General features: G+C 26.8%; 19 protein-coding genes. 3 read left to right on the forward strand and 16 right to left on the reverse strand.

The genetic code is table 4. From position 1 onward, the window contains the following. Window positions 1-2 precede the first annotated feature (2 nt). The 14 genes from FJO69_RS06740 to FJO69_RS06785 form a co-directional block, all read right to left on the reverse strand. Window positions 3-1,589 carry an MHO_4530 family protein gene (locus tag FJO69_RS06740; RefSeq protein WP_140781155.1) on the reverse strand — a complete coding sequence of 529 codons (1,587 nt, stop codon included), beginning with the start codon at window positions 1,587-1,589 and terminating at the stop codon, window positions 3-5. After that, window positions 1,582-3,807, reverse strand: coding sequence for an ATP-dependent helicase (locus FJO69_RS06745; RefSeq protein ID WP_140781156.1), 2,226 nt, complete (start codon window positions 3,805-3,807; stop codon window positions 1,582-1,584). The genes FJO69_RS06740 and FJO69_RS06745 overlap by 8 nt, the downstream gene beginning before the upstream one ends. Before the next feature lie 117 nt (window positions 3,808-3,924). Then, window positions 3,925-4,566, reverse strand: coding sequence for an RDD family protein (locus tag FJO69_RS06750; RefSeq protein ID WP_140781157.1), 642 nt, complete (start codon window positions 4,564-4,566; stop codon window positions 3,925-3,927). Next, window positions 4,550-5,557 carry a glycosyltransferase gene (locus FJO69_RS06755; RefSeq protein WP_140781158.1) on the reverse strand — a complete coding sequence of 336 codons (1,008 nt, stop codon included), beginning with the start codon at window positions 5,555-5,557 and terminating at the stop codon, window positions 4,550-4,552. The genes FJO69_RS06750 and FJO69_RS06755 overlap by 17 nt, the downstream gene beginning before the upstream one ends. Before the next feature lie 5 nt (window positions 5,558-5,562). Beyond that, window positions 5,563-6,909, reverse strand: a complete 1,347-nt coding sequence (gene asnS / locus FJO69_RS01065) for an asparagine--tRNA ligase (protein ID WP_140781159.1) — start codon at window positions 6,907-6,909, stop codon at window positions 5,563-5,565. A gap of 101 nt (window positions 6,910-7,010) precedes the next feature. Continuing rightward, window positions 7,011-9,200 (reverse strand): hypothetical protein, encoded by a 2,190-nt coding sequence (locus FJO69_RS06760; RefSeq protein ID WP_140781160.1) that lies wholly within the window; start codon window positions 9,198-9,200, stop codon window positions 7,011-7,013. Between the two features lie 9 nt (window positions 9,201-9,209). After that, window positions 9,210-10,070 carry an ABC transporter permease gene (locus FJO69_RS06765; protein ID WP_140781161.1) on the reverse strand — a complete coding sequence of 287 codons (861 nt, stop codon included), beginning with the start codon at window positions 10,068-10,070 and terminating at the stop codon, window positions 9,210-9,212. Next, window positions 10,063-10,944 (reverse strand): ABC transporter permease, encoded by an 882-nt coding sequence (locus FJO69_RS01080; RefSeq protein ID WP_140781162.1) that lies wholly within the window; start codon window positions 10,942-10,944, stop codon window positions 10,063-10,065. The genes FJO69_RS06765 and FJO69_RS01080 overlap by 8 nt, the downstream gene beginning before the upstream one ends. After that, window positions 10,928-12,310 carry an ABC transporter ATP-binding protein gene (locus FJO69_RS06770; RefSeq protein WP_140781163.1) on the reverse strand — a complete coding sequence of 461 codons (1,383 nt, stop codon included), beginning with the start codon at window positions 12,308-12,310 and terminating at the stop codon, window positions 10,928-10,930. The genes FJO69_RS01080 and FJO69_RS06770 overlap by 17 nt, the downstream gene beginning before the upstream one ends. 84 nt (window positions 12,311-12,394) lie before the next feature. Beyond that, the gene (locus FJO69_RS06775; protein WP_170177202.1) at window positions 12,395-12,535 is read right to left on the reverse strand and encodes a hypothetical protein; all 141 of its coding nucleotides are present in this window, start codon (window positions 12,533-12,535) and stop codon (window positions 12,395-12,397) included. 108 nt (window positions 12,536-12,643) lie between these two features. After that, window positions 12,644-14,383, reverse strand: a complete 1,740-nt coding sequence (locus tag FJO69_RS06780) for a hypothetical protein (RefSeq protein ID WP_140781164.1) — start codon at window positions 14,381-14,383, stop codon at window positions 12,644-12,646. 3 nt (window positions 14,384-14,386) lie between these two features. After that, window positions 14,387-15,289, reverse strand: a complete 903-nt coding sequence (gene era / locus FJO69_RS01095) for a GTPase Era (RefSeq protein ID WP_140781165.1) — start codon at window positions 15,287-15,289, stop codon at window positions 14,387-14,389. 1 nt (window position 15,290) lies between these two features. After that, window positions 15,291-15,743: an rRNA maturation RNase YbeY gene (gene ybeY / locus FJO69_RS01100; RefSeq protein ID WP_140781166.1), complete on the reverse strand. Its 453-nt coding sequence runs from the start codon at window positions 15,741-15,743 to the stop codon at window positions 15,291-15,293. A 7-nt stretch (window positions 15,744-15,750) separates the two neighbouring features. Then, window positions 15,751-17,781 (reverse strand): Mbov_0121 family peptidase domain-containing ABC transporter, encoded by a 2,031-nt coding sequence (locus FJO69_RS06785; protein WP_140781167.1) that lies wholly within the window; start codon window positions 17,779-17,781, stop codon window positions 15,751-15,753. A gap of 108 nt (window positions 17,782-17,889) precedes the next feature. Here FJO69_RS06785 and FJO69_RS06790 point away from each other — a divergent pair, with 108 nt between their 5' ends. From FJO69_RS06790 to FJO69_RS06800, 3 genes are read left to right on the forward strand one after another with little or no spacing between them, the layout of a single operon-like run. Beyond that, window positions 17,890-18,807: a hypothetical protein gene (locus tag FJO69_RS06790; protein ID WP_140781168.1), complete on the forward strand. Its 918-nt coding sequence runs from the start codon at window positions 17,890-17,892 to the stop codon at window positions 18,805-18,807. Between the two features lie 9 nt (window positions 18,808-18,816). Beyond that, the gene (gene gltX / locus FJO69_RS06795; RefSeq protein ID WP_140781169.1) at window positions 18,817-20,208 is read left to right on the forward strand and encodes a glutamate--tRNA ligase; all 1,392 of its coding nucleotides are present in this window, start codon (window positions 18,817-18,819) and stop codon (window positions 20,206-20,208) included. Then, window positions 20,199-20,582 (forward strand): hypothetical protein, encoded by a 384-nt coding sequence (locus FJO69_RS06800; RefSeq protein WP_140781170.1) that lies wholly within the window; start codon window positions 20,199-20,201, stop codon window positions 20,580-20,582. The genes gltX and FJO69_RS06800 overlap by 10 nt, the downstream gene beginning before the upstream one ends. Before the next feature lie 31 nt (window positions 20,583-20,613). Here the strand turns inward: FJO69_RS06800 and FJO69_RS01125 are convergent, their stop codons facing one another. Both FJO69_RS01125 and FJO69_RS01130 read right to left on the reverse strand, forming a co-directional pair. Further along, window positions 20,614-21,993, reverse strand: coding sequence for a M17 family metallopeptidase (locus FJO69_RS01125; RefSeq protein ID WP_140781171.1), 1,380 nt, complete (start codon window positions 21,991-21,993; stop codon window positions 20,614-20,616). Window positions 21,994-22,004: 11 nt separating this feature from the next. Beyond that, window positions 22,005-23,372, reverse strand: a complete 1,368-nt coding sequence (locus tag FJO69_RS01130) for a M17 family metallopeptidase (RefSeq protein WP_140781172.1) — start codon at window positions 23,370-23,372, stop codon at window positions 22,005-22,007. Window positions 23,373-23,443 lie beyond the last annotated feature (71 nt).

The raw sequence follows: 23,443 nt of genomic DNA on the forward strand, positions 1-23,443 counted from the left end.
CCTTATTGAGTGTAATAAATTATATTTTTATATTTAAGTAATATTTTACTGTAATTTTTATAATCTAACTGTTCAAAAACAACCTTAATATTATCTTCATTTGCTTTTTCTAATAAAGCATTAATATATAAAATTGTTTCCGGATTATTAAGGTTAGAGGTTATTTGTTTATCTAATCAAATCATCTTGATTTTTTCGTCAATTGATTCGATGATATCGTTGTTTAATTTGTCAATATTAATAGCTATGTTTATCTTCTTATCTAGCTTAGCATTTGTGATATTGTTTTTAATAGTATTTAAACTTTTAAAACCTGAGAATTTAACTAAGGAAATAAAAGTGGGTGATTTTTTAGCAATTTTAGCTATTAATTTAAAATCTATTGAATTAAAAACAAAATCGTCAATTTTTAAAACTGTTGAATCAGTTTCTTGACAGGCGATAGTTTGATAAATTTTGTTATATAAATTGTGATAAATAAACATGTTATTAAGGTTCTTATTATTCTTTAAATTTAGGTGTTTAAAGTAATGTGGGTAAGATATTTGTTTAATAACTGTTTTTTGATTAGTTAAATTTTTAATTATTTGTTGTTTATTAACAAGTTTTAATTCTTCGTTGATTTTGTTGTTAATTTTTTGATAAATTACAGCAAATTTAACAAAATCTTCGTCTTGGAAAATGTTAGAATTAATTTCTATTAAATCTTTTGTGTTTTTATCACTTTGAGCTTTTAATCAGTCTAATAAAAGTTCTAAATTGTTTTGAGGTATAAGTTTTATTGTTTCATCATTTATTGTGTAAATGTTGTTATAAAATCAATAAAAGTTTTTAATATAAGCAGCTAATTTATAAATAATTTCTGTTGCATTAGATTTTTTCTTTTTTTCTTCAACAACGAAAAACATTTTGTTTCATTTTAATAAAACTTTAATGCCGTATATTTCATTTTCTGTTCCAAAATAACGTAATTTATCGATAATGTTTTGATAATCGTAATAGTATTCGGTTTTAATGTCAACAACTAAACTTTTATACTTATTGTTTTCTTTTAATAAATAATTATCATCTCAATCAATTTCTTCAAAAACATTAATTAATCTTTTGTCAATATCTTTTCAAGCAAATTGACCTCTAATTAAATTGTCTTCATAATTGTTGATTTCTATTTTTACATTTGTAGAAAAATGAATGTAGTTTTTATTATCTAAATCGGTTTTAAGAACGCCTGTTTTTTTATTGGCTAAAACATCTAACATTTGCTTTTTAAAATCTTCATTAAATAAAGATAAAAAACTGTCTAATTTTATTCATTGACCTTGCGGCAAATTAGTTTTTTTAAAAAATCAAGAAGAATTGTCTTCTACACGATTGTGGCCTTCAATTTTAATTCGCATTTTGTCTTTTTCAATAACAAACACAAAAAAACCGGAGCTGTTTTTAATTTTATTTAGTCTTCGGTAATAAGCAAAAATTATTAATGTGGTAATAGCTATCATTGCTATTATTGTCAACACAATTCATAAAGCAATATAACCAGTAGGCATTGCTTGTGTATTCTGTGTTGCTTCTGAAGAGGCATTATTCATTGCCGTTTTCTCATTTCTTAATAGCACTATGATTTTTAGCTATATGTCTTATTTTTTTATCATCACTATCGAATTTAATATCTAAAATATCTCCGTCCATATCGATGATAATTCCCTTACCATAAGTTTTATGAGTTACATAGTCTCCGATTTGATAGTTATCTACGTTTTCAACTTCGTTTGCTATTGAAAAGTTTGTTGCGGTTTTAATAGCTTTAACTTCTTTAACACCGGCTTCATCTAAAAATCTACTCTTTTTATTCATTCCGTTTTTACCAACAGAAAATGATAGGAATAGTTTTTGTTTAGCTCTGGTCATAGCGACATAAGCTAAACGTCTTTCTTCTTCAAGTGCTTCTAGGTTTTCTTTTTCATCGCTATTTCTTAAAAATGTAAAGTCTTTATTAGGGGAAATTAAAATCGCTCTTCTTAATGGAAATACGTTTTCAGATAAACCAGCAATAAAAACGTAATCAAATTCTAATCCCTTAGCGTTATGAACACTCATTAAAGAAACAAAGCTCATAGCGTCATCTTCGACATCGCGATCAGTTATTAAAGTAATTTCTTGTAGATATTCATCAACGGTACCGTGAGGATGTTTTCTTTGTCATTCAGCAATTGCGTCTAATAAACTTTCAAAGTTTTCCATTCTATTTTGATATTCTTCTTCTGACTTTTTAATTTCATCAAAATAGTGAATTTTATTAATCATTAATTCTCTTAAAGCTAAATCAATTGGATATGTTTCAATAGCCTTTCTAGCTCATCTAATATGGTTAATAAGCTCAGCTATTCTTTTTAAGGTTTCCATTGAAATTTTAAGTTCTGCTTGAATTTCATTAAATTTTTCTTCAAGACAAGTAAATAAATCTAAATTTTCTTTTCTTGCAAAAGTTAAAAGTTTGTCAATCGTACTTTCACCAATTCTTCTTGAAGGTTTATTAATAATTCTTAATAAAGAAATTTCGGAACCATCGTGAATAACTCTTAAATAAGCAAGAGTATCTTTGATTTCTTCTCTTTGATAAAACTTAATAGAACCAAATAATTTGTAAATGGTGTTTTCTCTAATTAAAGATTCTTCAATTGCTCTTGAATAACTATTAACACGGTATAAAATAGCAATATTTTTTAATTGAACTCTATTTCTTTTTAGTTCGCTAATTTTGTTAGCTATTCATCTAGCTTCAGCTTCATCACTAAAACCACAGTAAAATTCAATGTCATCACCGTCTTCGTTATCTGTATATAGTTTTTTATCTAATCTTAAATCATTATGAGCAATTAAATTGTTGGCAGCTTTTAAGATTTTCTTGCTTGAACGATAGTTTTTTTCTAATTTAACAGTAACTGCGTCAGTAAAATCTTTATCAAAATTCATGATAATGTTAATATCGGCATTTCTTCATGAATAAATAGTTTGATCAGGATCTCCAACAATAGTTAAATGTTTATTATTTGAAAGTTTCTGCAAGATTAAGTATTGAATTGTTGAAGTATCTTGGAATTCATCTACCAGAATATGAGTAAAAAAGTTTTCTCATTTTTTAGCTATATTAATAAATTGTGGATCGTAAAATAAACGGTAAACAAAAACTAATAAATCATCAAAGTCTAATGATTTAGATCTTTCTAAATGATTTTGATATCTTTGATAAATTTCTTCCTTCATTTTTGCTGTGTTATATTCAGCTGATGTTAAATAATCACTAGGTTTGCCCACATAGTCTTTTTCTTTTTCTAAATTATTAAAATCTATTAAAACATTTTTACGATTTTGAATATAAGAGATTATGGTTGAAAAAGTATATTCGGTTTGAGATATATCTAGTTCTGAATAAACGATTTTCAAAATTTCTTTTTGGTCTAATTCGTCTAAAATCTGAAAATCATTACTATAACCAAAATTGTGAATTTCTTTTCTTAAAATTTTGGCACACATAGCGTGAAAAGTCGAAACGGTCGGCAATTCTTTGTTATTTGATTCTGCTAATAAAGAATAAACTCTTTGTTTCATTTCGGCTGCTGCTCTGTTAGAAAAAGTTAATGCCAAAATATTCATAGGCTTAATACCTAGATTTTCTATTAAGTAAGCAATTTTATAAGTAAGTACTCTTGTTTTACCAGAACCGGCACCGGCTATGATTCTTAAAGGGCCTTCGTCATAAATAACAGCTGATTTTTGCTGTTCGTTAAGTAAGTTTAAATTAACCATAAATCTCCTTTACAAAATTAATTATTTTTAATTAATACCTGTTAAAATTATAACATTTTAATTTTTAGAGCTTCTGTTAAGGGTTGCCTATATAAGAAAAAACCGCCTTAAATGCGGTTAATTCTCAAATTTAATAATAGGCAATTCTCTTTTTATTGGTTTAATAATGTTTTTTATATCTTCATCTGGGTTTTCAACCAACTCATATTTATTGATTCAAACTGTATAAGTTTGTGAAAATTTGTCGTTTCAACCAATACGAGTAGATTTAGCATTTGTAATGATTATAAATAGTTGCATAAAGCTTGTTAAAGAGGCTAATGTGGTTGGTAATCCGAACGCTATTTTTTCCCCGTAATTTAATTTTTGCCCACTCGCAGCATGTAGAAAGCCTTCGGGTGAAATTATTAAATAAGATAAAAATACAAACATTCAAAAGAAGGCAAATAATCTTTGTCTATCAAATATTGCTTTTGATAGTTTTTTCTTACTATCTTCCGGAATAGTTTTTATTCGACATATAAACATCCCAAACGTTTTACCTTTTCAAATTATTGGTATTATAACCCATAATAAAATAGGTAAAAATGCCATAAAAATTACTCAAGGATAATAAGTATATTTGTTATAGTAGTTGGCATTTTTATAATCAAATACTAAAAAAGAAAAACCAATAGCTAATCCTAAAAATATTATTAAATCAATTAATGTAGAAGTTAGCCTAATTCAAAAGTTAGCTAATTTATTTATTTTTTTCATATTCGGCTGAATAAATGTATTTTCAATTTTCTATATTTTCAAATAAGTTCATTAATTTAGTTACAACTTTAACGTTTTCTTTAAATACAGAATTATTTTTTATAATTTCATTTAAATTAGAAGCATAGTAAGAAGCTTCTTCAAATAATATTCTTTTTAAATTATTTAAAACTTTTAAAGCAGGGTCTTTTCTTTTTAATTTACATAAACCTAAATATCCAGCAAAGTAATATGCAAAGTTAACAAATCTAGCAAACTCTAAAACATTTTTAAATTCAGGATCACTAGCATTGTTTAAAATAAAGGTTCATTCTTTGCTTAAATTTTTAGCATTAAACAACATTAAATTATTGTTTTCATCTTTAACTCATGTTGTATCTAAATAAGCAAAAGTTTTAGCGTTAGTTAATGACATGTAGGTTAAGATAGATGAATATTGATGGTTTAAATTTTTAACTAAATTAGTGTTAAAAACTTCTTTAATAATATGGGTTTTAGTTATTATTGCAAAACTAAATGGGACTACGTTTTTAACAGTGCCCAAATTTTCTCTAATGTTATAAACCTTTTTAGGTTGAATGTTTTCAACAAAAAATCTATGACCTACTAATCCATTTAAATTACCATCAAAACTTAAAATATCAACGCTTTGATCTGTTTGATTTAAAAATTCATAAACACTTTCGACAAATTTACTTTTTAAACTTGTATATGAATATAAAACGTAAGTGTATTCAGTTTTAACATATTCCAATGATTGTTTAATAACACTGTTTAAATGTTGGTGAGTTGTATTAATAATAACTTTCAAATTATTGTTATATGTTTCTTGTAGGCGACATAAGGCATTTAATTCTTTGTCAGTAGGTTTGTCTATTGAAACGATAATGTCAAAATTTTGGTTAGTTTGTTTGTATAAGTTTCTAAAAATTTCTGATACAGCAATTTCTGGGTGGTAAATAGGAATAATAAATGTTAATTTTTTATCCATATAACCTACATTTTAATTGATCCAGAAACTCTTGGGAAAGGAATTACGTCTCTAATATTGCTAATACCAGTTACATACATTACGAGTCTTTCAAAACCGATTCCAAATCCACTTGATGGAGCGTAACCAAATCTTCTTAAATCTAAATATCATTGTAAGCTTTCTAGAGGAATTGAAAGTTCTTTCATTCTGTTTACTAACTTATCATATCTAGCTTCACGTTGGCTACCGCCAATTAATTCCCCGATACCAGGAACTAATAAGTCGAATGCGGCTACTGTTTGATTATCATCATTTTGATGCATATAGAAAGCCTTTAATTCTTTTGGATAGTTAATAACAGCAACAGGACCTTTAATTAATTTATCAGATAAGAATTTTTCATGTTCTGAAGCAAGATCCATACCAAAATGAATATTTTTTTCTTCAAATTCATCTTTGTACTCTTTTAACATTTCCACAGCTTTTGAGTAATCTAAAACAGTTAAATCATTTTCTAAAAATTTATTTAATGAATTTAAAAGTTCTCCGTCTTTTAATCCGTCTAAATATTGCATTTCGTGAGGATAATTTTTTAAGGTATTTGAAATAACATTTTTTAATAAATCGTTAGCTAAAGCGATAATATCTTTTAAATCATAAAAAGCAACTTCTGGTTCTACCATTCAAAATTCTGCAAGGTGTCTTGAAGTGTGTGAGTTTTCAGCTCTAAATGTTGGAGCAAAAGTATAAACACGCTTAAAACCAGCTGCGTATGCTTCCGCATGCAGTTGTCCTGTAACTCCTAAAAATGCTTTTTGTTTAAAGAAGAAATCTTTTGATTCATCATCTACTAATAAAGTTTCACCAGCTCCCTCACCATCATTTGAAGTAATAATTGGGGCAGCAACGTTCATAAAGTCATGTTCTTGGAAATATTTGTGAATTTCGAACATTAAACTGTTTCTAATTAACATAACAGCTCTAAATAAGTTAGTTCTGTGTCTTAAATGAGGAATTTCTCTTAAAAAGTCTAAAGTTGTTTCTTTCTTTTGAATCGGAAAATCTTCATCGACATTATTCAATAAAACTAATTTATCTACAACTAATTCAAATGGCTGTTTTGCTTCTGGTGTTAAATGCAATTTTCCATAAACCTTAATAGAAGCCCCTAAACTAATTTTGTCTGTTTGAGCTTCAATATTTAATTGACCCTTGATAACAGTTTGAATGTTAGATACTGATGAACCATCGTTGATAGTAATAAATCTAATTTTTTCGTTTCCACGATTTGAAACTACTCATCCTTCAATTTGAATTTCTTGTTGTTCAACTAATTTTTCCACATTAGTATGTAAGTATTTAATTGTCATTTCATCTCCTTTTAAAATTAATATAAATATTATATATTTAATTATTAATTCTTTGTTAACTTGCCAGTAAGTATAAAAAAACAAATCTTGCGATTTGTCTTTTAAGATTTTGTAGTTTCAAAATAGTATGAAGCTATTTTGGTTCTTAAATTATTATCAATAAATGGATATGAATAAACTTTGTATTCATTGTTAGGCTCCGGTTGTTGATAAATAGCAATAGCTTGTTCGTCACCGGCAAAATATCATTTTTTAATAAATTCATATGTCATAAGATCGGTTGGAGTATATGAAATATAATCAAAATTACTTATTTCGGCAATAGAGCTTTCAGTAAATAGATCTTCAAATATTTCACTAAATAAATTCGTTTCCTCGTCTTGACCGTCACCATATGCACCATCGCGTCATACTAAAAATCAATTATAGTTTTGTGGATTTCTAGGATTATCTAAAAATCTTTCAAACATTGATTGGTTGTAAGATACAAAGTTTTCTGAGGTTATTTTTTGATTTGTTTTTTGAGATAAAGTTTCAATAAATTCTTGGTCATTCTTAAATAATTCAACTTGTTTGTTAAATAATTCTTTATTTTCTTCTAACGTCTCAGAATTTTCATCAATAATTTCTTTAAATTCTTTAAAAAATTCATCTTCAATTAAAAGCAAAGGATCTTTAATTAAATTATTAATTTCATGCATTTTCGTTGTTAATTCATTTAATTGTAAAGATGATAAATTAGCAATACTATTAAAGATAGAAATCTTACTTTTATTAACATCAAAATTGTTATTTTCAATTAGTTTAATTGTGTTGATATCAATATTAAATAAATTTAAAACAGAATCAATTTTGGCTATTTTATTATCCTCATCGTAGTTTTTATTTGTATTAATATCCTTTAAGATTTGTTCTAATTTTTCACTCAATGTTTTATCTTTTTCTAAAGCAATTGTCATTTGACTAACGATATAGCTTTTTAAATAATTAGATCATTTTTTATCTTTAAAATGAAGAAGGCTATCTTCAAATAATAAAGCATTAATATATTGGTTAACACTTGGATTTAATTGATAAACTAAATCTTTTAAAGTTTCTAAAAAAGCATCTGAATCTTTTTCACTTAACCCGTTAGATAAGATTCAGTTATCCATTAAAATGTAATTATTTTTAGGTCTAATAAATCTGATTTTTCCTTCTTCAACTGAAGAGAAATTGTCGCTTGAATAATAAGCATCTAAAGCATCACCATTATAAACAATAGCTACATCTGAACGCCCTGTTTTAGGTTCAATTAAAAAGTTTAATAGTTCTAAACCGTCTGAGCTAAAAAAGTTATATTGTGTATCTCTAATAGAAGCTCCCGAAGCGTATTTAACAAATTTATTAAATGAATCAATAGCTAATTTGTAGTTGTCATTGTTAAAGTTAAATAAATCTTTGCCATTAACTTTTTTAGTGAAAATTTCCTTTCAGTTTTCACCATAAGTTATAGCCCCAATCATTAAGTTATCAATATAAGCATTAGTTCAACCAAAATGTTTGTAATTATTGTTCTTTAAAATATTCGCTATTTCTATTCAACTTAATTTTTCACTTTGATCTTCTAATTGTTTTTTAACACTTTCAATGTTTAAATTAGGTCTAGTTGTTTCATTTATGTTGTAAGCGAAACCTTTGTCTTGACTGTAATAAGGCAAAATATAATCATAAAAATGGTCGTAGGGATCACCGTATTTCTTAAAGTTTTCTTCTTTTAATTTTTCAACATATTCGTTAATGTTTTCACTGTCAGCATAAATGCCCTTAGGTAAAGATAAATAATTTTTACCATCACTTCAAAAACCAACTTTTTCGTTGTTTTTCTTTTTTTCTTCAATGTTTAAAAGAACCATATTATCTAGTTCTTCAATATGTTCTATAACGTTAGGAGTATAGAAATTTTTTCTTAAATTTCAGTTATTAGTTCCAACACCGTAAATTTTTTCAAAATTAATTTTTTTAATTTTTTTATCAATAATAAGTTGTCCCGCTTGAAAATCAGAACCAACGCCAGCGATAGCTTTTTCTTGATTTAAAGCTTGACTAAATTCTGAAATTTCTTTAAATTCCTTATAGTTATATTCTTTTTTAAGTTTAGTTATGATGTTTGGTGATAAATAAGATTCATAGTTATAAATACTTGGGCGATATTTATTTAAGCCTTTAAATAATATAGCAGTTAAAACAATAGCAATAAAAGCAATTACAGTAAATATAGCAATAATAGATTTTCAAATTTTAGATCTCAATTTTTACACCTATCTAGCTCTTGTTTCGTTTAATCTATTTTGTTTAGTAGTTAATTGAATTGCTTTTCTTGCTTTTTTAGCTTGTGAACCTTTTACCGCTGCGTAAACACTGTTACCGAAAATAACTATTAATAAAGAAATGGCTCCAATAGCTAAAGATCAAGCTTGGAATTGCCCTTCGTATAACTGAGTACCAAGTGTTTCAGTATTTGACACTATTCTAGTAATAATAAAGTCATCAAATGATAATGCTATTGTAATAACAAATGTAAAACCGATTGAACCTAACATGTAAACAAAGTAAGTTTTAAATCAGGTTTTAAATTTTGAATAACCTAAATCTTGGCTGGCTTCAAAAATGTTTTTAGAAAACTTATCACTTTTTGGAAGCATAATTAGAATTCCGTAAGGCAGACACATTACAGTATGTCCAATAATCGCTCTAAAAAACCCTTCGCTTGTAGCTTTAAGTGTTCCGAAGAAAATAAGATTTAAAACGATAGCTAATGTTAAACCGGTGATAACGTCAGGATTAATTAAAGGGACGTTAGAAGTAGTTTGTACAAAAGTTCTAGTCGTTTTATTTTTATGTCTTCATAAAGCAAAAACAGTTAATAAAGAAATTGTTATAACTAATATTGAAGTTGCTAATCCCAATAGTAATGAGTTAACAAAAGCCAAACCATGACTTTTTGAAAATAATTCGGTATAAGCTTGAAAAGAGGTTCTGTTTCAAGTTGTTACAGAAAACACCCCTTTATCAGATGGAGAGTTAAATGAATAAATAGTTCCAAATAAAATTGGAATGTATAAAATAGCTAAAATAACAAAAACGTATGAATGTTTTAAAAAGCTTTTAAATTTATTCATATGAACCTCCTTGTCTTTTTTTGGTAATTAAATATGGAATTCCATAAATTAAACCGTATATAGCAAGTAGGACTGCTAATGTAATAATAACTAGTGTTGAAGCGTTAGCTAAATCGAATGGGTTTGAGGTGTTGGCAAATTGATTTATTAAATTACCGATTAATTGTTGTTGACTCCCGTTTGGTAATAGTTTATCTGCAATAATAATTGAAGTTGCGGCCATCATTAAAACAATACCAAAACCACTTAAAATAGCTTTTGCACAATAAGGTAATACTACTTTAATAAAAGTTTGAAATTTTGAATAACCTAAGTCTTCTGAGGCTTCTAAAATGTTTTTGGGCATATCTTTAATAACAGGATATAAAGCCATAACCATAAATGGTAAGTATAGATAAACCATACCAAAAACCATAAAAGCTAAATTATTTAGATGGTTTTCATCGAACATCGCTGAAAATAAACCTCTAACAGCTAAGGCTTTTGAAATAGTAAAAATAGCTAAGGGACTTAAAATCAGAGTTAATCCTAAAGTTCTAAATAAAACATTTTTAGATCTTCCAATAATAAAGGTATAAGGTAAACCGATTAGTAAGGCAAAGAAAGCCGCTAATATTCCGGTTCCAATAGATCTTCCCATAATTATTCAAGTAGATTTTTTACCTGCAATTTCTCAGTTTTCTAAAGCTTGTTGGGAATCTAATGGTTTAAAAGCATAGATGAAAATTAAAATCATTGGAAGAATAATAAATAGGATAGAAAAGATTAAATATGGCACAAGCATTGAAGCTTGTAATTTAGAAATACCGCTTGATTTATTTTTCTTTTTTTCTTTTTTATTTTGATTTAAAGTTGCATTAATTGCTTTCTGCATTTTTAGCTTCTCTTTCAGCGGCTTCCATTTTTAAATCTTTTTTCATTAAATGAATTGAATCTACATCTCAGGTTAGCATCACTTCTTTGTCAACTGGATATTTAGAAGAAGTTTCAATGTAGATAGTTTTACCTTTAACGTCAACTTCATAGTTGTAGTAGCTTCCACCATAAGTTGATTTGGTAATTTTTCCGATTAATCTTGCTTTATTTTTTGCACGAGCAATAGAAATATCTTCTGGTCTTATTAAGGCGTCTAATTTTTCACCTTTTTCAAATTCATCATGAATTGTTTCAAAAGTTTTACCCATAAATTTAACTTTATTAGGTGCAACAAATTCAGCGTCAAAAAAGTTTGAATCACCAATAAAGTTTGCTACTCATTTATTAACAGGATAGTCATATAAGGTTTTTGGATCGGTAAACTGTTCTACTTTACCATCTCTAATAACAGCTATTCTATCACTTAGTTGTAAAGCTTCATTTCTGTCGTGAGTAACAAAGATAAAAGTAAGCTTTAATTTTTGTTGAATATCTCTTAATAATGCCTGCATTTTTTCTCTAATTTTGGCATCTAAGGCACTTAAAGGTTCGTCTAGCAATAAGATAGAAGGTTCAATAACTAAAGATCTAGCTAAAGCAACACGTTGCTTCATTCCACCAGATAAGAAATTAACATTTTTCTTTTCGTTTCCTTCAAGACCTACAAGTTTCATTATTTGTTGAACTTCTAAATCCATTTCGGCATTTGTAATTGGTCTTGTTAAATATCTTTTTTCATATTCTTCAGTTTTAAGGTCGGTATAGTTTTCTCAGTAAGAATATTTAAAATCTAGATCGTCGATTCAAGATTGAATAAGATCTTTTTTACGTTTTGGCAGCTTAACTTCGCTTTCAATGATTTTTTCATATTCTGACATTGTTTTGTCAAGTTTTGCCATTTCCATTTTGGCTTTTTTATCTCATTTTTTTTGTTGGTTTTTTAATTTAGCGTGAAAACTTTTAGGAATGTCTTCCTTTGGTATTCTTTTTAGTTTTAAACCATATTTAATGTTTCCTTCGACATTTAAATGAGGGAATAAAGCATAATCTTGAAAAATAGTTGAAACATCACGTTTGTGAGGGCTTAAATCTTTGATATCTTTACCAAAAAATTTAACTTCACCACGTGTTACTCATTCAAAACCGCCAATAATTCTTAAAATGGTTGTTTTACCTGATCCAGATGGACCTAACAAAGTAATAAACTCACCCTTATCAATCGATAGATTCACATCGTCTAAAACCATTTTATCGTCATAAGTTTTAACAATGTCAACAAGTTGAATAATGGGTTCGTTTTTGTTAATTTTTGTTAATTTTTGCATGTATACCCTTTCATAATATGTAAATTATTAAAATTCGCTTTTATTTTATTAATTCAAATATTCGAAACTTGCAAACAAGTTTCTCTAAAGGGAGGCACAATCATAATTATGTGTTGAACTTTCAATTACATTATTTTTTCATAAAGCAAAAAAAGCAAAATACTCTTTGTTTAAAAGAGTTCATTTTACGTGATCTTTTAAAATTAAGATTGCTTTTTTTAACATAGTTAAAATTATAGAAAAAAATAAAGTTTATTATTAATAATAAAAAATATATATTAAATATGTTCTTAATTTAAAAACAATATATAAAAAATAACAGTTTTAATGCTGTTAAGATTTTGTTTCTCTAAAATAATATTCAGTTAATAAAGTTTTTAATTTTAAAGGTAGTGGTTGATAAATTCTATGGTAAATAATTTCGCCGTTTTTATCCACGTTAGAGATATTAAAAATATTTAAAGCTGCTTCATCTTTTTCGATATTATCTTGATTATTAATTGTTAAAAAATATCAATCTTTTAATCATTCGATTAAGTTTTGATAAGGAACTGTATAGTTTACAGCATCAAAGTTAGATATTATTGGCACAAACTCCATAGCATCTACAAAAATGTCTTTGTTTTCTTTATAAAAGCTAGTAAATCCCTTGGTTGGATTTTGAATTAACTTTTGAATTGAATCTAAACCGATTTTTTGGGCTTTCAAAATTAATTCATCTAGTTGTAATTTTTTATTTTCATCTAAATTATTTTTTATATATTCAATATATGTTTTATTCAATTTTTCAACTGAATAATCTTGACCTTCAAATAAATCGTCTTTTAATATTTTTAACAATTTTTCAGCAGATTTTTTCTCAACATCATGAGAAATTATTCAAGCATCCATTAATAAATAATTATTTTTAGGACGAATGTAATTTATTTGTCTTATTTCTCCTAAAGAGGCAAAATTATCTTCGGCATAGTAAGAATCTAATGTATCGCCGTTATACATTATTGATACATCGCCCTTTATTTTTGAAGGTTCGATAATTGAATTAACTAATTCTAAACCATTAGTAATTAATTTATTATATTGAATATCTCTAATAGAATGACCTGTTGCTTTTTGAACTATTTTCATAAAATCATCTACAGCTTTACGGTAATTACTAAAATCTAAATTTTTTCAAGTTTTATTTTTTTCATCATATCAGTAATCTTTATCTATTGTTTCGCCGATCATTGTGTTATCTAAAAAAGAGTTAGTTCAGTTAAAAATTTTGTAATTATATTTTTGATTTAAAGTTGTTAATATATCTAGTCAAGTTGAATATTTTACCACTTTGTTATTTTCTATTATAGTTCCGCTTTTCGGGAACTCAAAAGCATCATAATTATCTTCAATATTTGAACTAATATTTAAATGATTTTTAAAAGTCTTATTAACGTTGTAAGTAATCATTTTGTCTTGGACGAAATAAGGAACATTATATTCATAAAATTCATCCAAATCTAAATTGTATATAACTTTTCCTAATGGGCTTTTTATTATTTTTTTATTTGTTTGATTAACAGTATCTTTTAATCATTCGTTGTATTTATCTAAATGTTCTCGAACAAAAGAAGGATATAAGTTATAAATAATTTGTTTTTTATTTTTTAAATATTCTTTATATTTATTTGTTTTTTCTGAATTATCCTTATCTTCGACGCAATCATAGTCTAAAACTGTTTCATATTTTGTATTTAAATCTTTAAATAAATCAGGGTAAATAATACTAAAATCAATTTTTTGAATTTTACCTTCTGTTATCAGTTGGGCTATTTGGTGATCTGAACCAACACCGGCTACCGCTTTTTGACTATTAATAGCTTTTGTAAATTCGTTTATTTCAGTAAATACATGGTAAGAATAATTTTTCTTTAGTTTTCGTTCAATATTCTTATTTATATAGGATTCATAGTTATAAATACTTACTTGAAAAGGCATAGATAGTTTATATCCTAAAATGCCTATAAAAATACCAAAAGTTAAAATACAAAATAAAGTTATCAAAATAACTTTTGTTTTATGATTTATTCTCATTATTTAATAACCGTACCTTTTAATTTTGACTTCGTTTTCTACTCAGTCTTCGTCAACTTTAACTCTAACATTTAAAAACACTTTAACGCCTCAATCCAATTCCATTTTCTTTCTTGCTTCAGTAGAAATATTTTTAATCATAGATCCAGCTTTGCCGACAATAATAGATTTTTGAGATTCTCTTTTGGTGTAAATTGTTGCGTATATTCTAAATAAGTCTTCGCCGTAATTATCGAATTCTTCTTTGAAATCTTCTATTTCTACAGCAATAGAATGAGGTATTTCATCTCTTAATTTAGGTATGGCAGCTTCTCTTATTATTTCCTTTGCTATAAAACGCATTGAAACGTCTGTTACTTCGTCTTCATCATATAAAGGTATATCTTTATGAGAGTATTTTTTTATTTCTTCAATAAGATCTTTGTAAGTTGTTGGCATATTTAAACCAACACCCATTACTAAATCAAAACCAAGATCCTTTAAATATGAAACTTTCTTTTCTAAGTTTTCTTTGTTTCTAATTAAATCAACTTTTGTAATAACAGCAATTTTATTTTTAACATTTAGTGATTTTAGTTTTTCGATTATATAATTATCACCATTGCCTATTTTTTCATTAGCAGGAGTTAAAAATAAAATCAACTCAGCTTCTTGAATTACTTGTTGAGTTTTTTCGTTTAATTTTTTTGATAGTAAATTATATTCTTTATGAATTCCCGGGCAATCTAAAAAGATAATTTGAGAATCTTCATCATTATAAATGCCTTTAATTTCATCTCTTGTTGTTTGTGGGACAGATGTAACGATAGCAACATTATAATCAACCAATCCATTCATCAAAGTACTTTTTCCTACATTAGGTCTTCCTATTAAACCTACTACACAAATATTTTTTTCTTTATTCATATTAAATCCTTTTAATGTTTAATGCTTTCATAATATTGTCAACATGGCCGTTCATAATTCTGGTTTCTTCTTCTGTTATATGATCGAAACCAAAAAGGTGAGCTATTCCGTGGGCAAAAATATAACAATATTCTCTTTTTAAGCTGTGGTTGAATTCTTTTGCTTGTTTTTTAATTTTTCAAGGAGAAATAATTATTTGTCCTAGAGGCTTAAAATCTAAAAAATCTAATTCTTCTTGGGCGTCGAAAGGAAAACTTAAAATATCTGTTGTATAGTCTTTTCCTCTGTGTTGATTATTAAGCTGTCTCATTTTTTTATAACCAACAAATAAGACATCCACTTGTAATGGTTTTTTTGACTTAAATTCTTTACGAGCTTGTTCTAAAATATTTTCAAAATCTTGTTTAAATTCAAAATCATAACTGCTGTTATTTTCAAAAGTCAATTTATTCATAAACAAATTATAAAAAACACAAAGAATTTTTGTTGGCTTTTGTAATAAATTTTTTGTTGTGTGAAACCTCAAGTATAAAAGCGTTGTTTTGATAAGCTAAAATAAATTGCTTTAATTTTATAAAAACTACATTTTTAATGTTTTCAAAAGCTTCGTCTAATAAAATCAATTTATATTTTTTAATAAAAAGCCGCATTATAAAAATTAATTGTTTTTGACCAGAGGATAAATTTTCACCGTTGTTTTCTATTTTTGTTATTAGACTTAAATTGAATTCTTTAAAAATATCCTCTAATTTATACTTTTGATAATTATTTAAAAATGTTTGCTCGTATGATTTAATTCCTAAACAAATGTTATTTAAAACTATATCGTTAGCTAAGAAATTTCTAGAATTTGAAATAAAAACATGTTCAATTCAATTTTCATAATTTATTGTTTTTAAATCAATGTTATTAATTAATAAAGAACCTTCATATTTATCGTATATTTTAGACAATACATTTAATAAAGAACTTTTGCCACAACCATTTTTACCTTCAAAAATTGAATTTTGACTAATATACAAATTAAGATTATTGATTACATTTTTTGTTCCATATTTAAAACAAAAATTTTTAAAAACAATAGATTTTATATCGTCATCTTCAAAACAAATACTTGTAAGTTTTTTATTTGTTAAATTTAAAAAATATTTAATTCTTATTAGGCTTGTTAGAAAATAATTTCTTTTAGATATTAAATTAACTAATTTTTGAATTGGGTTTGTGAGAAAAATATTAACCGCCGAAAATAGTAAAATATTTCCTAAATCCATTGAACTATAAATAAAAAACATAGCTCCCGTAAATATTGTCAACATTGAAGCAAAATTAAAGATAAAACTATTAATTAGATTTTTGTTTTCATCTAATAAAACAAATTTATTTTTTAAATTAAATAGTTTTTCTAAATTGTTTTCAAATTTATTTAGCCTAACCTCGTTGTAATTTCGATGATATCTTAAATTATCGGTTTTAAAAATTTCAAACATATTTTCAATATATAAATTTTGTTCTTCCAAAATTTTAATTACTAATTTTTTACTTTTGAAATTAAAAAGCAAGCTAAAAATAAATATTAGTAAATTAGCTAAAACTGTAATCAATAAAAATTGTCACATTATAATCGCTAGTAAAATTATTGAACTAGCAAGACTTACTATTCCCGCACCTAATAAATTAAAAATAGTTATTTTATGTTCTACAACAATAGGTATTAATAAAAACGTTTGATAATAATTAGTTTTAGATATCTTATCTATATCTTTTTGTTTAATAGTTTTTAACTTATTGAAAAACATTTTATTTAACGATTTGTCTAAATTAAAAAGTATCTTTTTGTTTATTAAAAAATTAAACAAATTTGCAATACATTTTAATATTAAAATTCAACTAAAAACCACAAAATATGTGATTATTTTATTCGATTTATCAATACTTCAAAGCGAGTCAAAAATATACTTACCGTAAAAAGATAAAGCAAATGCAAAACACTGACTAACGATAGATAATAATAAGCTTAAGAACAATCAATATTTTTTTATCTTAAGATTTATTTTGTAATTTTGTTTAGGGAAGCAAGCGACATATCCCCCGACCTTATCAAACAGAATAATAAAACCTTGATATAAATTTTTAAAGTCCGATAATAAAACTATATGTTTACCGTTAACCGAATCATTAATAACAACAAAATCCTTGTAAATTTTTTCAATTATTACATAGTGATAAAAGTTATTTATTTTTAAAATAGTTGCAACCGGCTTTGACAATTTATTTTCCATTAAATTATTAAAATTACCTTCTAAAACTTCTATATTTAATCCAAAATTTTTGCCTAAATTTTGTAAGGAAAACAAAGAAATTCCTAATTCGTCATATACTGCATTTTCTTTTAAAAAATTAATATCACACTTGTATTTATAAAAATATTTTAAAAAAGCTTGAATTAAATAAATTCCACAATCTTTAACATCTATTTGTTGCCCTATTCACATATTTCTATTATTTTTCAATTAAATTTTTAATTTGTAAACTTAAGAAAAAATAAAGAAATTGAATAATAGGGGCTATACATATTCTTATAAATATGTATAATTTACATTATGAAAAATAAGAAAATATTATTATCACTATTACCAATAGCTGCAACAATTTTACCTATGACCGTAGTATCATGTGCCGAACAACCAACTATTGAATTAAAAGAAGATTTAGCTAGTAGTTTGAAAGAGAATAAATATCATTTAAAAGGTTCTGCAAGAAATTGAAGAAATAACAATTTATATAATTTAAATCCAGTTTCAAACGAAGACCCCTTATATTGAGTTGCTAAACCAACTGCTTCATATGATAAAAACGGAAATCCAATCGGAATAGAATATCCTGCGGGTATGTCTATTGATAAAGCTAAATTAGCTACACACGCTGTTTTAGAATTAGAAGATGGAACTCAATCTAATGATTTATGAAGAATTCAATTAAATGAAAATGGTGAACCTATTTTAGATAGTCGCAACAGACCATTTTATGAATACGATTTAGCTACAAAATCATATTTACCTGCAACCAATGAAAAAGAAGGTAGAAAATTAATAGTTCGTGAAACTAACAACGAAGCACCAGAAGGACATGACTATAAATTAAAAAGCATGTATAAAGATGTTTTCAATATTAAATCTTTAAGTTATAACTACGATTATCGTGTTTATGCTTTTACTTGGGATGAAATGACATCAAACTTTCCTGCTACTGCCAAAGATAGCAGATATAACATTTATGCTAATAACTCTAAAGTTTTATTTGTAGTTTTATATTGAGCTTTAAAACACGATGAATTAGCTATTAACTTTTATGACAAAGTTGTTAAACCTTCATATCAAAAGATTTTTAATAATTATTCTGACAACAATTTACCAAGTCTTGAAGAAGGACCATGACCATTTTATAAAAATATTGTTTCTAAAGAAGGTTTCTGAAAAAACGCAGCAGAACCAGTTGCTTTAGTATTCGAAAACGAATAGGAGAAGACAATGCCAAAAATTAGAACTAGATACGCTCCTAGCCCAACCGGATATTTACACATCGGAGGAGCTAGAACCGCTTTATTTAATTACTTATTTGCCAAACATTTCGGCGGAGATTTTGTTTTTAGATTAGAAGATACCGACGTTGCAAGAAATGTTGAAGGTGGAGAAGCTAGTCAATTAGATAATCTCGCTTGACTAGGTATTATTCCTGATGAAAGTCCATTAAAACCTAATCCTAAATATGGAAACTATCGTCAAAGTGAAAAATTACCGATTTACCACGCTTTGGTTGATGAACTTATTATTGCTGGAAAAGCTTATAAAGCATATGACACCACCGAAGAACTAAATCAACAAAGAGAAGAACAAGAAAAAGCTGGTGTAGCTTCATTTAGATATGATCGTAACTGATTAAAAATTTCTGAAGAAGAAAAACAAAAAAGAGATCAAGCCGGACAATATTCAATCCGTTTAGCATTAGTTAAAAATAAGTTATATCAATGAGATGATTTAGTAAGAGGTAATATAGCTGTTAATAGCGACGACATTGGAGATTTTGTGATTTTAAAAAGCGATGGTTATCCAACTTATAACTTTGCCGTCGTTGTTGACGACCACCAAATGGAAATTTCTAATGTTTTAAGAGGAGAAGAACATATTACTAATACTCCTAAACAATTAGCTATTTATGACGCTTTTGGCTGAGATGCTCCTTCTTTCGGACATTTAACTATTATTACCAATATGGAAGGTAAAAAACTTTCTAAAAGAGATAAAACTTTAAAACAATTTATCGAAGATTATAAAAATGAAGGTTATAGACCAGAAGCAATTTTTAACTTTTTAGCTTTATTAGGTTGAACTGCGGCTGATAAATCAGAATTAATGACAAAAGAAGAATTAATTGAAAAATTCTTACCAGAACGTTTAAGTAAATCTCCTTCAAAATTTGACATTGTTAAAATGGAATGATTTTCAAAACAATACATGAAAAAGATGTCAAACAACGAAATTATTCCTCTTTTAAATTCTCCAAAATCACAAGAATGAAACGAATTATTTGCTGATACTTACAAACAAAGTGCTGCAACTATTGACGAAATGAAAAAAGCTCTAAAAATATATTTAGAACCTAAAAAAGATTTAGATATTGAATTTGCACTAAATAACGTTGTGTTTGAATTTAAAAAGAATTTAGAAGCAAAAGAATTTAGTGTAGAAGCAATTCAAGAAGCGATAAATAAAACCAAAGAAACTTTAAATGTTAAAGGTAAAGATTTATTTATGCCAATTAGAATTGCAACTACTTATGAAGAACATGGTCCTGAATTAGCTAAGGCGATTTATTTATTTGGTAAAGACGTTGTTTTTGAAAGATTAAATAAATGAAACTAAAATATACTTTAACTACCCAGTTAGAAAATAGCGATATTTTAAATAATTCTGTTGAAACGGATTGAGTAGATTATCAAGAAAATATCGAAGAAGAGTTTATTAATATAAATTTTGTTGATCAAAATAAAATGGCTTGTGATTTAAAGATTAGCAAAAAAGAAATTTTTATTGCTTATGCTAATCAAAAATTACACTTAATTTTAAATCAACGTAAAGCTAATAAACTTTATTTAGATGCTGAAAAATTTATTTCTTTAGATTTCTTTTTATTGGATATAAAAATTAATAGTGAAGAAATTTCTTTTAAATACGACATTTTACAAAACGATAATATTATTACTCATAACATTGCAAAAATGATAATTAAAAAGTAAGCCTTCAAAAGCTTACTTTTTTAATCATTAATTATTTGTTTAAAGATAATTCAATCAAGGTTTTAACCATTGCAAACATTGGTTTTTCGTTAACATCACAAGTTCCGGCTACGTCTAAGTGAATATATTCCAAATTATTTGTAAATTCTTTTAAGAACATAGCTGCTGATGATGAGCCAGCATTACCAGTAAAGTCTGTGTTTTTAAGGTCAGCTACTAAAGAACCTTTCATAAATTCTTCGTATTCATTGTCAAAAGGCATTCTTCAAACTAATTCGTGTTGTTTGTCAGCTGCTTTTGATAATTCGTCTCAAGCTTTATCGGTTGTAGCTCAAACTCCGGTATATGTATGACCTAAAGCCATAATCATAGCACCAGTTAAGGTTGCAACGTCTACTAATCTTGTAGCTTTTAAAACGGTTGCTCCGTAGTAAAGACCGTCTGCCATTACTAATCTACCTTCGGCGTCAGTATTGTTAACTTCAACTGTAATCCCTGACATTGAAGTTCAAACAGAGTCAGGCAATGAAGCGTCGCCGTCAACCCTGTTATCGGTAATACACATAATAGCTGATACGTTTGTTTCTGGTTTTAGTTGAGCGATGGCTTTCATAGCTCCAGCTACCATAGCTGCTCCTGACATGTCATATTTCATGCCAACCATGTAACGTCCAGTTTTAATGTTATAACCACCTGAGTCAAAAGTAATACCTTTTCCTACATAAACAGTTTTTTCAGATGATTTTTTGTTTCCGTTGTATTCAATTACAACAACTCTTGGTTCAAAAGTTGATCCTCTGTTAACTGAAAGTAATAAGCCCATACCTAATTTTTCAATTTCTTTTTTACCTAAAACTTTAACAGTTAAGTTTTTGTATTGTCTAAAATCGTTAGCAACTATTTCGGCTAATTGTTCTGAATTTAAATCGTTTGGAGGTGTAATACCTAAGTTTCTAGCGAAATTTTGGGCTTCAACTAAAACTTTAGCTTTTTTAAACGCATTTAGAACTGATTCGGTTGGTTGTTCTACATAAACACTTAATTGGTTTTTGTTTTCTTTTTTGGTAAAAGTTTTTTTGTTGTATAAGTTTGCAGCTGCAAAATTAACCCCTTTAACAAAAGCGTCTACAACTTCTTCGATTGTAATTTTTTCAGTTAATACAAATGAAGATAAATCGATTTGATATGGTCTAGCAGCATTATATCCTAATGAAACCGCTAAATCATATAAAGTATCGTAATCAACATCTTTTCTTTCGCCCATGTAAACATAAGCTAGTTCTTTGTCAATATAGTCAGTAATGTATAAAGGTTTTTCAACTAAGTTTGAAGGTAAATTATCATCTTTGAAAATTGCTTTTAAAACATAGTTTTTATTTCTTTGTGTTTCTAATTTTTCAATAACTTGCATAATTTTCCTCCTTATTTTTGTCCTCTAGCTAATTCAACCAATGTTGACACAAGAACACCTAAACCCATACCGTTTGCATCTGCGGTAGAAGCGACGTCGCAGTGTAGATAATCAGTTTTATTAGTAAATTCTTTTAAGAACATAGCTGCTGTATTACAGTCAGAAACTTCAGCGTTGTTGTAGTTTTGTAAATCGGCTACGTGAGAACCATTGATTGGTTTTAAGAAATCTTTGTGTAAAGGTAATCTTCAAACTTTTTCGTGAGCCACTTCTGCGGCTGCTTTTAATTCTTCTCATCTTGAATCCTCGGTAGCTCAGATACCACTAAATGTCTTTCCTAAAGCTCTTGACACTGAACCCGTCAAGGTTGCAACGTCTACTAATAAAGAAGCTTTTAAATTTTTTGAACCGTAGTATAAACCGTCAGCTAATACTAATCTACCTTCAGCATCGGTGTCAACAATTTCAACAGTCTTACCACTCATTGATTTAACAACAGATTCGGGCATAGTTGGTTTATTATCGATAGCATTGTCTGTTAACATCATAACAGCAGCTACGTTAGTTTTTAAACCTAATTCAGCTATAGCTTTGACAGCATAAGCACAAATTACAGAACCTGACATGTCAAATTTCATACCGTCCATGTGGTAACCCTTGGTATTATAACCTCCGGTATCAAAGGTAATTCCCTTACCTACAAAAACATATTTTTCTTTTGATTTAGGATTTCCGTTGTATTCAGCTACAACAACTCTTGGTTGATATGATGAACCAGCGTTAACAGCTAACATTAATCCCATACCTAATTTTTCGATTTCTGATTTATTTAAAACTTTAACAGTTAGGTTTTCAATACCAGTTAAATCTTTTTTAACTTCTTTTGCAACATATTCACTGGTTGCTACGTTAGGTGGAGTAACTTGCATATTACGTGCTGCATTAATAGCGTCAGCAATCACTAGCAATTCTTTAAAGTATTTGTTGTAAGTTTTATCTTCTAAATATAAAGATAATTCAACTTTTCCTTCTTTTGATTTTGATTTTTCTTTAGCACTGTAAAGTTTAGCTTCTTTAAATGCAATACGCATTACAAAAGCTCTTAAAACTTCTTCTACTGTTAGAAAATCTACTGAAGCAAATGATGCTATATCAATTTGGTAGTTTCTTCTTTGAGAGTTAACGATTGAGTCAACTACTTTTAAAAAGTCATAATAGTTTTTAACATCTTTAGAAATAAAAATGTGTGCTACATTTTTTTCAAAATTTTCAGTAATATAATTTGCCTTTTGAGCTATACAACTGCACATTAATGTGCCTTCGTATGAAGCTTGTAAAAGCATTTCTTTATTACGTTTAGTTTCGTAATTTGATAACATGCTTTCCTTTCTTTTTATTCAAATCTTATTAAAAATAAATTTTTAATATGGTAATTATAACATTTAAACAT

It is taken from the genome of [Mycoplasma] falconis (assembly GCF_006385795.1).
Classification (GTDB): Bacteria; Bacillota_I; Bacilli_A; order Mycoplasmatales; family Metamycoplasmataceae; genus Metamycoplasma; species Metamycoplasma falconis.